The sequence below is a fragment of the Streptomyces sp. NPDC101191 genome, assembly GCF_044767915.1.
GTDB lineage: Bacteria > Actinomycetota > Actinomycetes > Streptomycetales > Streptomycetaceae > Streptomyces.
The window spans coordinates 1,052,598-1,062,664 of record NZ_JBIWOU010000001.1 but is presented as its reverse complement, the minus strand read 5'-3'; the positions used below and the strand labels follow the sequence as shown (position 1 = coordinate 1,062,664).

General features: G+C 73.4%; 12 protein-coding genes. 6 read left to right on the top strand and 6 right to left on the bottom strand.

The genetic code is table 11. The features are described from left to right. Positions 1–107: 107 nt before the first annotated feature. Positions 108–935, top strand: coding sequence for a TIGR02452 family protein (locus ACIRQF_RS04715; RefSeq protein ID WP_404088838.1), 828 nt, complete (start codon positions 108–110; stop codon positions 933–935). Between the two features lie 237 nt (positions 936–1,172). Here the strand turns inward: ACIRQF_RS04715 and ACIRQF_RS04710 are convergent, their stop codons facing one another. Then, positions 1,173–1,589 (bottom strand): type II toxin-antitoxin system PemK/MazF family toxin, encoded by a 417-nt coding sequence (locus tag ACIRQF_RS04710; RefSeq protein WP_382485584.1) that lies wholly within the window; start codon positions 1,587–1,589, stop codon positions 1,173–1,175. A gap of 107 nt (positions 1,590–1,696) precedes the next feature. On the opposite strand from ACIRQF_RS04710, the gene ACIRQF_RS04705 reads away from it, so the two are divergent. Further along, a complete protein-coding gene (locus tag ACIRQF_RS04705; RefSeq protein ID WP_376630742.1) occupies positions 1,697–1,864 on the top strand; it encodes a hypothetical protein in 168 nt (55 codons plus the stop codon). Between the two features lie 71 nt (positions 1,865–1,935). Further along, complete coding sequence (locus ACIRQF_RS04700; RefSeq protein ID WP_404088835.1) at positions 1,936–2,304, top strand: hypothetical protein; 369 nt, start codon at positions 1,936–1,938, stop codon at positions 2,302–2,304. A 299-nt stretch (positions 2,305–2,603) separates the two neighbouring features. On the opposite strand, the gene ACIRQF_RS04695 is transcribed toward ACIRQF_RS04700, so the two are convergent. The 4 genes from ACIRQF_RS04695 to ACIRQF_RS04680 form a co-directional block, all read right to left on the bottom strand. Continuing rightward, the gene (locus ACIRQF_RS04695) at positions 2,604–4,016 is read right to left on the bottom strand and encodes a flotillin family protein (RefSeq protein ID WP_382485589.1); all 1,413 of its coding nucleotides are present in this window, start codon (positions 4,014–4,016) and stop codon (positions 2,604–2,606) included. An 81-nt stretch (positions 4,017–4,097) separates the two neighbouring features. Continuing rightward, positions 4,098–4,316, bottom strand: coding sequence for a hypothetical protein (locus ACIRQF_RS04690; RefSeq protein ID WP_376630736.1), 219 nt, complete (start codon positions 4,314–4,316; stop codon positions 4,098–4,100). 15 nt (positions 4,317–4,331) lie between these two features. Then, the gene (locus ACIRQF_RS04685; RefSeq protein ID WP_404088832.1) at positions 4,332–5,039 is read right to left on the bottom strand and encodes an alpha/beta fold hydrolase; all 708 of its coding nucleotides are present in this window, start codon (positions 5,037–5,039) and stop codon (positions 4,332–4,334) included. A 40-nt stretch (positions 5,040–5,079) separates the two neighbouring features. Continuing rightward, the gene (locus ACIRQF_RS04680; protein WP_389751323.1) at positions 5,080–6,342 is read right to left on the bottom strand and encodes an MFS transporter; all 1,263 of its coding nucleotides are present in this window, start codon (positions 6,340–6,342) and stop codon (positions 5,080–5,082) included. Positions 6,343–6,499: 157 nt separating this feature from the next. Here ACIRQF_RS04680 and ACIRQF_RS04675 point away from each other — a divergent pair, with 157 nt between their 5' ends. From ACIRQF_RS04675 to ACIRQF_RS04665, 3 genes are all read left to right on the top strand, one after another. Then, on the top strand, positions 6,500–7,522 hold the full coding sequence (locus ACIRQF_RS04675; RefSeq protein ID WP_376630731.1) for a LacI family DNA-binding transcriptional regulator: 1,023 nt from the start codon (positions 6,500–6,502) through the stop codon (positions 7,520–7,522). Between the two features lie 463 nt (positions 7,523–7,985). Beyond that, positions 7,986–8,267: a hypothetical protein gene (locus ACIRQF_RS04670; protein WP_376630729.1), complete on the top strand. Its 282-nt coding sequence runs from the start codon at positions 7,986–7,988 to the stop codon at positions 8,265–8,267. Between the two features lie 120 nt (positions 8,268–8,387). Then, entirely contained in the window at positions 8,388–9,575 is a 1,188-nt protein-coding gene (locus ACIRQF_RS04665) for a thiolase family protein (RefSeq protein WP_389751327.1), read from the top strand. Positions 9,576–9,672: 97 nt separating this feature from the next. Here ACIRQF_RS04665 and trxA read toward each other — a convergent pair whose 3' ends face one another. Next, the gene (gene trxA, locus ACIRQF_RS04660) at positions 9,673–10,047 is read right to left on the bottom strand and encodes a thioredoxin (RefSeq protein ID WP_376630725.1); all 375 of its coding nucleotides are present in this window, start codon (positions 10,045–10,047) and stop codon (positions 9,673–9,675) included. Positions 10,048–10,067 lie beyond the last annotated feature (20 nt).

Sequence of the window (10,067 nt, the reverse complement as noted above, 5' to 3'; positions counted from 1 at the left end):
CTAAAGCCACCCGGCACGGGCGTGCAAGAGCGCCTCCGGCATCCCAGGAGGCAGCGCCGGGAAAACCCGTTGCCGCCCCGGAAGCCGGTCGATCATGCTTTCGGCCCATGAGCGCACGACTGCGGGCCCTCGCCCGACAGAACGAGGAGATCGTGGCCGCGGGCCACTACACCGCGCCGGACGGACGGACCGTCCCCCTCGCCGGACAGCTGGCCGCGGCCCTCGCCGGCACCCGGCTGCACGGCCCCGAACCGGTGCCCGTCACCCCCGGCACCGACCGGACGCCGACCCTGCAGGTCACCGGCGAGAGCAGCCTCGCCGCCGCCCGCCGGATGGTCCGCGCCGACGCCGCCACCCCCGTGGCCGTGCTCAACTTCGCCTCCGCCCGCAATCCCGGGGGCGGCTACCTGAACGGCGCCCAGGCGCAGGAGGAGGCCCTGTGCCGTTCCTCCGCCCTCTACGCCACGCTGCTGCGCGCACCGGAGTACTACGAGCACCACCGGGCCGAACGGGACGCCTTCTATACCGACCGGGTCATCCACTCGCCCGGCGTGCCCGTCTTCCGCGACGACGGCGGACGCCTGCTCGACGAGCCCTTCACGGTCGGCTTCCTCACCTCACCCGCGCCCAACGCTGGTGTGATCCGGCGCCGCACCCCGGAGCTCGCCGACCGGGTCCCCGCGGCCCTCGCCTCACGTGCCGAACGGGTCCTGGAGACCGCCGCCGCGCACGGCTACCGCCGGATCGTCCTCGGCGCCTGGGGCTGCGGCGTCTTCCAGAACGACCCCGCCGAGGTCGCGGGCACCTTCAAGGCGCAGCTCACCGGCGCAGGCCGGTTCGCCGGCCATTTCGGCGAGGTCGTCTTCGCGATCCTCGACCGCACGCGCGACCGGGCCACCCTGGGCGCCTTCCGGAGCGTCCTCGACCCGTCCTGAACACCCAGGGCGCTCGCGGACCACGCCGGGCTCGCGTCCGATACGAACGACGAGGCGGGCGTGCAGGCGTCGCGAGCGCGCCGGGGCCGCACGGAGACGGCCGAGGCCGTGCCTTCCGGATCATGGCGGCTGCCGCCCGAAGGGCAGAGCCTCGGACCAGCCGTACCGCTCGACCGGCCCTGGGACCAGCCGTACGGCTCGACCGGCCTTAGGCCCAGCCGTACCGCTCGACCAGCCTTAGGCCCAGCCGTACCGCTCGACCAGCCTGGCGACCACCCGGTCGAAGCGCGGCCGGTCGAGCGCGCAGGCCTCGCGCCGCATCCCCGACTCGTGCACCCGCAGCACCCGGTCCAGGTCCACCCACGACTCGCGGCCCTCGGCGTCCCAGGACCCCGCGCCGATCGCCACCCATTCGCGATCGTGGTCGTGCCGCTTGCTCGACAGCTGTACGGCGAGCAGCGTTCCCCCCGGCTCGCGGGCCACGACGAGCACCGGGCGGTCCTTGCCCCGTCCGTCGTTCTCCTCGAAGGGCACCCAGGTCCACACGATCTCCCCCGGATCGGGGTCCCCGTCGTGCGAGGGTGCGTAGGAGGTGCGGACCGGCCCGATCGCGTGGGGGTCCGCCTCGGTCGTCGTGTACGTCGGCATCGTCATCCCGGCACCGTAGCGTCCGCGCGTTCCGACACGCCCGGCCTGACGTGCAGGTTTCGTACCCCCGTGCGAGTCTGGGAAGAAGTTCTCCGACCACGGGAGGCACGATCGTGGGCAAGAAACAGACCCGGGTCAACAAGGGCGCCCGAACGGGCGGCCACGAACACCGAGCGGCGGTCGAGACCAAGACGAGCACGCAGTCGGCCATGCCCGGGGCGCCGCGCCCGGCCATCGACGTCGCGTCGCACCGCAAGGAACGCAGGTTCGGGCACAACTGACAGGCGGATGTCCGTAGTCGGGACGGTGCGTGGATGATGTACCTCCATTCACGCTCGTCCCTGGGGGGAACATGCGCACCGCCCGTCTCGCCGCGGCCCTCGGCATCGCCCTGATCGCCGGACTCACCGCCTGCACGTCCTCCCCGGACCCGCAGGCCGCGGCGACGCCCACCGTCACCTCGGACACCGTCCCGACGGCCACCACCACCCCGACGGAGACCTCGGGCCGCGGCGGAGGCCTTCCCGACATGATCGGCGGCAGCGTCGCCGGCGCGTACAGCCAACTGACCGGAGGCCTGCGGGTCGAGGACGTCTCCGGCAAGGGCCGGAGCGTCCCCGTGGACTCACCGGCGGCCGCCGACTGGAAGATCTGCACCCAGGAGCTCGCCCCCGACGGCACCGCCGTCCTGGGCGCGGTGAAGAAGGACGAGGACTGCTGACCGGTCCCACCCGCCCCACCGCGGCAGGCGAACGAACGGGGCCCGGCGCCAGGACGGCACCGGGCCCCGACTTCCGTCCGGGAGCGGGCGCGAGGCCGGGCACCGGGCCCCCGCCTTCTGTCCGGGAGCGGGCGCGAGGCCGGGCACGGGGCTTCGCCTTCTGTCCGGGAGCGGGCGCGAGGCCCGGCACCGGGGCGCGCCTTCTGCCCGGGAGCGAGCGCGAGGCCCCGCACAGGGCCCCGCCTTCCGTCCGGGAGCGGGCGCGAGGCCGGGCACAGGGCCCCGCGCCCTGTCAGGGACTACGCGTCGTCGCCGATCGTGATCTCCTCCGTACGCTGCGCGGGCACCACCTCCGCCGCCGCAGGCCCGGAGGGCGCCGGAGCGTCCGGCTTCATGTTGGCGAGGAGCTGACGGGCGAGCCCGAGTCCCGTCCCGCCCATGGTGAGCGCCTTGGCGAACATCTCCGACATGCCGTCGGCCCCGTTGAGCAGCACCATCTGGTCGACGTTGCCGAACGCGGACGCGCCCGCCTCCACGATCTCCGGCCACTTCTCGGCCAGCTGCTGCGCGACCACCGCCTCCTGGTTCTCGGCGAGGGCCGCCGCCCGCGCCTTGATCCCCTCGGCCTCCGCGAGCCCCTTGGCGCGCGTCGCCTCGGCCACCGCGAGCCCCTTCGCGTGGGCCGCGGCGGCCTCCGCCTCACCCGTCACCCGGGTGGCCGACGCCGCGGCCGCACTCGCCAACTCGGTCTGCTTGGCCTCGGCCTCGGCCGCCAGGATGCGGGCGTCGCGGTCGGCCGCCGCCAGCGTCCGCTTCTCGTAGGCGAGGGCGTCGGCGGGCTTGCGGACCTCCGTCTGGAGCTGCTGCTCCTTGAAGTGGGACTCCAGCTCGGCGACCCGCGTCTCCTGGACCACCACCTCCTGGCGGGCCCCCGCGTCGGCCAGCGGACCGGCCTGCCGGGCCTTCGCGGACGCCTGGTCCCGTTCGGCCTGATAGCCCGCCTGCAGGATCTCGCTGTCCCTGGTCGCCTCCGACATGCGCGCCGCGGCCTGCTGCTCCGCCTCGGTCGCCCGCCGGTTGGCCTCCGCCTGCGCGATGCGCGCGTCCCGCTGCACGGCCGCCGCGTGCGGCGCGGCCAGGTTCTTGATGTAGCCGGTCGGGTCCTCGATCTCGTGGATCTGCAGCGAGTCCACGATCAGCCCCAGTTTCTCCATCTCCGTGCCACAGGCGGAGCGGGCCTGACCGGTCAGCTTCTCCCGGTCACGGATCATGTCCTCGACCGTCAACCCGCCGACGATGGCGCGGAGATGACCGGCGAAGACGATGTGCACCCGCTCCGACATCAGCTTCTGCTGGTCGAGGAAGCGGCGGGCGGCGTTGGCGATCGACACGAAGTCGTCGCCCACCTTGAAGATGACGACACCCCGCACCTTCAGCGGAATGCCCTGGTGCGTCACGCATTCCACGGACAGCTGCGTCTCGTTGAGGTCGAGCGAGAGCTTCCGCACCGCCTGGACACCGGGCATGACGAGCGTGCCCCGTCCCGTGACGATCCGGAACCCCATCCCCTCGCCGAGGCCCTCCGTCCGGTGGTTCGAACCCGAGATGATCAGCGCCTCGTTGGGTTCCGCGACGCGCCACATCAGTTTGAACAGAGCGATCAGGAAGGCGACGGCGCCGGCGACGGCGCCCGCCAGTATCCAGAGGCTCATGGGCTGGTCCCCCTTCACCGGACCCGTGCGGTTCCGGTGAAGGGAGTGTGCGCCCGGGGCGGGCGCCGCTCAATGGATCGGTCAACTGTCGTACGCGGCTGTGACATACACGGTGCGTGGAGGGAGATGTTCCATGACCATCACGACCGTCCCCGTCTCGATCCGGTCCCTCCCCGAGGCCGAGTAGGCGAGGAAGTGTTCGGCGCCGCCCCGGATGCGGACGATCACCTCACCGACGAGGCCGGGCCCGACGGTGCCGGTCACCCGGCCGAGCAGTCCCACCATCGAAGCGTCGTCCATGAACCAAAAGGTACGTCAGATCCAGCCGTCCAGAGCGGTCATGAACCCGTCGAAGTCGTCCCGCTGGACGGTGTGCCCCGCGCCCGGCACCGAACGCAGCTCGAAGCCGTGCTCCTTCAGCCGCAGGGCGTGCCCGGCGGGGACCAGCAGGCTCGGCTCGGCCAGCACGACGAGCGAGGGCACCGCGGGCCGACGCGGCCCGAGGTCCCGCCCGGCGAAGGGCACCAGGCCGTGGGCCGAGCGCTCGTCCCAGACCCGTACGGTGTCGAGCTCGACGTCCAGATCCTCCTCGGTCCAGCGCGGGTTGAACAGGCGCACCTGCTCCCGGGTCAGCAGCTTCGCCTCGGTGAACATCTCCGGGCGGTAGCCGTGCCGGCCGCCCGGCAGCTGCCAGGCCGGGTCCACGTACACCGCCCGCCGCGGGGCGAGCCGCTCCACCGCCAGGGCGAGCGCGAGCGCGCCGAGCGAGTGCCCGATCGCCAACTCCGCCCCAGCGGGCAGGGATGCGACGAGATCGTCCGCGTGGTCCCGCGGGGCGTACCCCGCGGGACCCGTCGCCCGTCCGCTCGCTCCGTGCCCCCGCAGGTCGACCGCCACCGCCCGGTAGCCGCGCTCGGCGAGCGCCGGCCCCACCCGCCGCCAGGTGCGGTGGTCGGACATCAAGCCGTGGACCAGGAGCGCGACACGCTCCCCGGCTCCCCAGGTCCTGGTGTGCAGCTGCACGGGCGGTGCCTCTCTGCCAGGTGCGGGCGCGCGGCGGCGCTCAGCGCACGGTACGGATGGGGCGCACGGCGAGCGCCCCGAGCACCGACAGTACGGCGGCGACGAGGAACAGCGCCGTGTATCCGCCGCTCAGCGAGACGATCGTCGAGGCGACGAACGGGGCCACGATCTGCGGGCCGGCGTTGGCGATGTTCAGCACACCCATGTCGCGCGCCGCGTCCTCGGCCTTCGGCAGCACCATCGTCACCAGGGCGGTGTCCACCGCCATGTAGCAGCCGAAGCCGAGGCCGTTGACCACGGAGAAGGCCAGCATCGCGGTCCAGCTGTCCGAGACGGCCGGGATCAGCAGGGCGACGGCGGCCAGCACGGCGGACGCGCCCACGAAGAACTTGCGCCGGTCGAAGCGGTCGGAGAGCCAGCCGCCGAGGACGGTGGAGACCACCATCGCGACCGAGTTGAGCGGCATCAGGACCGCGACCGCCTCCTCGGCGCCGAGGCCGGCGGGCAGGTCGGTGTGGTCCTTGAGGATGTAGAGCTGGAAGCCCCCGACGGCGAAGTAGCCGAGGACGAGCAGCGCGCGGCCGATGAACGCCCACCGGAAGTCGTGGTTCTTCAGGGCGCTGCCGAAGGCCGCCAGCTGCGCCCTGACCGGCATCGGGGCCTTGGGGGCCATGCGCTGCTCACGGGCGCAGGAGGTGAAGAGGACGGCGGTGGCCGCGACGATCGCGCCGAAGACGAGGTATCCGGTGCGGTAGGCGTCCGAGAAGGCCGCGCCGACCAGGGCGCCGATCGTGGAGCCGACGGGCAGGCCCAGGCCGACCGCGGCCGAGGCCTTGCCGCGCGCGGCGAACGGGACCCGGTCGGGCACCACGGAGGTGATGGCGGCCTGGTAGAAGTTCATCACGGCCTGGCCGAGGCACCAGGCGATCGTCACCAGCAGGATCGTGTGCACGCTGCCGAGCAGCAGCATGACGGGCAGGGCGAGCAGCCCGCCCGCGAGGATCCACGGGTTGCGCCGCCCCGTGCGGTCGGAGAGCGCACCGGCAACCGGGTTGAAGACCGTCGCGAAGATGGCCGATACACCGGAGACCAGACCGAAGTTGGCCACCTTGTCCGCCGGCGCGATCTCCTCGATCTGGAGCGCGAGCAGCATGCCGGGGACACCTATGTACAGCGCGTACATCGCCGTGTTCCCGGCGAGCAGCAGGGGGAGCAGCCCCCGGGTCGGCCGGGGAGCGGCGGGGGAAGCGGTACCGGATTCCTCGGCGGTGCCGGGGGATGTGCCGGGGGAGGAAAGGGCCACGGTGCCCTCCTGGAGTGATCGCCCGATACGGGGGCGAGGAGCGGAAGGATGAACGAGGGGTTACACGTGTCAGTGACTCGTGTAAATCTTGTGTAGCACTGGAATCCGGCCATCCGCCAGACCCTGCGCCGGATCGTTCTGGAAAGATGCCGGATCGATGAGTCAGTCACCCAAGCACTCCGCCGGACGCTCCGTCCCCACCAGCGCCGACGTGGCGCGGCTCGCGGGGGTCTCCCGGGCCACCGTGAGCTACGTCCTGAACAACACCGCGGCCGTGAGGATCAGCGAGCCCACCCGCCGCCGGGTCCGGGAGGCGGCCGAAGAACTCGGTTACGTCCCGCACGCCGCCGCCCGCAGTCTCCGCGCCGGGCACAGCCGGATGGTCCTGCTGCCCACCGCCCACGTGCCGATCGGCCCGCTGTACAGCCGCTTCTTCAACGACCTCCAGTGGGCGCTGCGCCGCCTGGACTACACGGTCGTGCAGTACGGCAGCGTCGGCCTCGACGCCGACGAGGCGGCCCGGGCCTGGGCCGAACTGCGTCCGGTCGCGGTGGTCTCGCTCGGACAGGTCGAGCTGACCCCGTCCGGGGTGGAACTGCTCAAGCGCTCCGGCGCCAGGGCCGTCATCACGGTGGGCCCCCAGCAGGTGCCCGGCGCCCACGCCCTCGTCATGGACCAGTCGAGGGTCGGCCGGGTGGCCGGGGCCCACCTGGTCGAGCGCGGCCGCCGCGCCCTCGGGGTCGTGATGCCGGAGGAGCCCGGCCTGGAGATGTTCTCGGGCCCCCGCCTGGAGGGCGTACGGGCCGCGGCCGAGGAGGTCGGCGCCACCGTCGTACCTCTGCCCCTGGCGTACGAGGAGGAGGCGGCGAACGAGCTCGCCGGGCGCTGGCGCGAGCTGGGTCTCGACGGGGTCTTCGGCTACAACGACGAGTACGCCATGCTTCTGATGCGGGCGCTCCAGGACGCCGGGGTCCGGATCCCCGGGGAGACCGCCGTGGTCGGCTCGGACGACCTCGTCCTCGGCCGGCTGCTGCGGCCCCGGCTCAGCACGGTGCACATCGACATGGTCGTCGGCCGCGAGCTCGCCGAACTCGTCGACCGGGCGGTCCGCGAACCGGACGCCGCGCCGGAACCCCAGGAGCTGCTCGCCTCCCGGGTGGTGCACCGCGAGTCCAGCTGAGCGCGTCCGTCCCGGTCCGCCCGGCCGCCGGCGGGCCCTTCGCCTCCAGGCGGGTGCGGGCCGGCTTCTCGCATCGGGCGGGCGCGGGCCGGCTTCTCGCCTCCGGTCGGGCGCGCCCAGGCTCCGGGCCGCCTGCCGAGCGCGCGGGCGCCTCGGCTCCCGGCGGGTGCGTACGCCCCCGGGGGGCCGGCCGGGCGCGTACGGTCCGGGCGTCCCGCCTGCCGTGTACGGCCTGGGCGTCCCCCTGCTTCGTACGGCCCGGGGGCCCGCCTCCCGCGTACGGCCTGGGGGCCCGCCTCCCGCGTACGGCCTGGGGGCCCGCCTCCCGCGTACGGCCCGGGGGCCCGCCTCCCGCGTACGGCCCGGGGGCCCGCCTCCCGCGTACGGCCCGGGGGCCCGCCTCCCGCGTACGGCCCGGGGGTCCGGCCGGGCGCGTCGGGGTCCGCCGTCTTAGCGTCGGTGCATGAGTACACACCCGAAGCGGTTCGAGATCCTGCTGGTGTCCGAGCACGTGGAGGACCGCGGTGACGCCTCCGTGGAGGACAGCGCCGTCCGCTCGGCCGTCGTCGAGGCGACCGGGCGCACCGGCGAGACGGGGTATCCCATCTACGAGGGGCACGGCCTGGTGGCCGACATCGATCCCGACACGCGGACGGTGGAGGCCCTGCTCGTCGACGGCCGGGAGCTCGACTACGGCCTGACCGCGCTGATCAGGGGTCCGGAGACGACCCAAGGGGGCCGTTGACAGGAGCCGGAGAGGGGCGGAGACTCGGGCCGGCAGGAACGAAGAAAGGTTCACCAGGCGAACGCCGACTTCGTTCCCGCATCCGATGCCCGTACGCGAAGGTCACGTGGGAGAGAACCGATGAGCATCCGCGACGTCTACATCGTCGACGCCGTCCGCACCCCGATCGGCAAGTTCGGCGGGGCGCTCTCCTCGGTGCGCCCCGACGACCTGGCCGCCCACGTGGTGCGCGCCCTGGTCGACCGTACCCCCGACCTCGACCCCGCCCGGGTCGACGACGTGTACTTCGGCGACGCCAACGGCGCCGGCGAGGACAACCGCGACGTCGCCCGGATGGCCGTACTCCTCGCCGGGCTGCCCACGTCCGTGCCGGGCGTCACCGTCAACCGCCTGTGCGGTTCCGGCCTGGAGGCCGTCATCCAGGCCGCCCGCGCGATCGCCCTCGGCGACGCGTCCGTCGCCATCGCCGGCGGCGTCGAGTCGATGTCCCGCGCCCCCTGGGTGCTGCAGAAGCCGGAGCGCGCCTACCCCGCAGGGCACCAGCAGCTGCACTCCACGACGCTCGGCTGGCGCATGACCAACCCGCGGATGCCGGCGGAGTGGACCGTCTCGCTGGGGGAGGGCGCCGAACTCGTCGCCGACAAGCACGCCATCAGCCGCGAGCGGCAGGACGCCTTCGCCCTCGCGAGCCACCGCAAGGCCGCCGAGGCCTGGGCCAAGGGCCTGTACGACGGAGAGGTCGTCCCGTACGAGGGCGTCGAGCTCGCGCGCGACGAGTGCATCCGTGACAGCACCTCGCCCGAGGCGCTGGCCAAGCTCAAGCCCGCCTTCCGCACCGACGGCGGCACGGTCACGCCCGGCAACGCCTCCCCGCTCAACGACGGCGCCGCGGCCCTTCTCCTCGTCGACGAGGAGGGGCTCCGCGAGACCGGCCGCGAACCGCTCGCCCGGATCCGGGCCTCCGCCGTCACCGGCATCGAGCCGCAGCTCTTCGGGCTCGGCCCCGTGGAGGCCGTGCGGCGAGCCCTGGACAAGGCGGGCCGGGACTTCTCCGACCTGACGACCTTCGAGCTGAACGAGGCCTTCGCCGCGCAGGCCCTCGGCTGCCTCGCGGAATGGCCGGAACTCGACCCCGCCGTGGTCAACCCGCGCGGTGGCGCCATCGCGATCGGCCACCCGCTCGGCGCCTCCGGCGCCCGGCTCGCCGGCGCGGTCGCCCACCAGCTCGCGGCGGCCGGCTCCGGCACGGGCCTCGCCGCCCTCTGCATCGGCGTGGGACAGGGCCTGGCGCTCGTCCTGGAGCGCTGACCCGGTCCGCCGACCCGTCACCCGGACGCGCGAAGGACGGCCCGGACGGACATGCGAAGGGGCGGCCCGGACGCACCGGGCCGCCCCTTCGCCGCGCTCACTGGCCCTGCTGGGCCTGCGCCTCGGAGATCGACTTGCGCACCTCGTCCATGTCGAGGCCGCGGGCCTGACCGATGACGTCCTCGAGCGCCGCCTCCGGCAGGGCGCCGGGCTGCGCGAAGATCGCGACCTTGTCGCGGACGATCATCAGGGTCGGGATCGAACGGATCTCGAACGCCGCCGCCAGCTCCTGCTGTGCCTCGGTGTCCACCTTGGCGAACACCAGGTCGTCGTGGCGCTCGGAGGCCGCCTCGTAGACGGGACCGAACTGACGGCACGGACCGCACCAGGAAGCCCAGAAGTCGATCAGAACGAAGTCGTTCTCACTCACGATCTGGTCGAAGTTGTCCTTGGTGAGCTCTACGGTGCTCATTCTTCCTACCTCTCCGGGGC

Coding starts and splice junctions, on each gene's coding strand:
- ACIRQF_RS04690 (WP_376630736.1), bottom strand. CDS start 4,316: ATGGACGACGCTTCGATGGTGGGACTGCTCGGCCGGGTGACCGGCACC.
- ACIRQF_RS04710 (WP_382485584.1), bottom strand. CDS start 1,589: ATGACGATGCCGACGTACACGACGACCGAGGCGGACCCCCACGCGATC.
- ACIRQF_RS04665 (WP_389751327.1), top strand. CDS start 8,388: ATGAGCATCCGCGACGTCTACATCGTCGACGCCGTCCGCACCCCGATC.
- ACIRQF_RS04700 (WP_404088835.1), top strand. CDS start 1,936: ATGCGCACCGCCCGTCTCGCCGCGGCCCTCGGCATCGCCCTGATCGCC.
- ACIRQF_RS04670 (WP_376630729.1), top strand. CDS start 7,986: ATGAGTACACACCCGAAGCGGTTCGAGATCCTGCTGGTGTCCGAGCAC.
- ACIRQF_RS04715 (WP_404088838.1), top strand. CDS start 108: ATGAGCGCACGACTGCGGGCCCTCGCCCGACAGAACGAGGAGATCGTG.
- ACIRQF_RS04675 (WP_376630731.1), top strand. CDS start 6,500: ATGAGTCAGTCACCCAAGCACTCCGCCGGACGCTCCGTCCCCACCAGC.
- ACIRQF_RS04695 (WP_382485589.1), bottom strand. CDS start 4,016: ATGAGCCTCTGGATACTGGCGGGCGCCGTCGCCGGCGCCGTCGCCTTC.
- trxA (WP_376630725.1), bottom strand. CDS start 10,047: ATGAGCACCGTAGAGCTCACCAAGGACAACTTCGACCAGATCGTGAGT.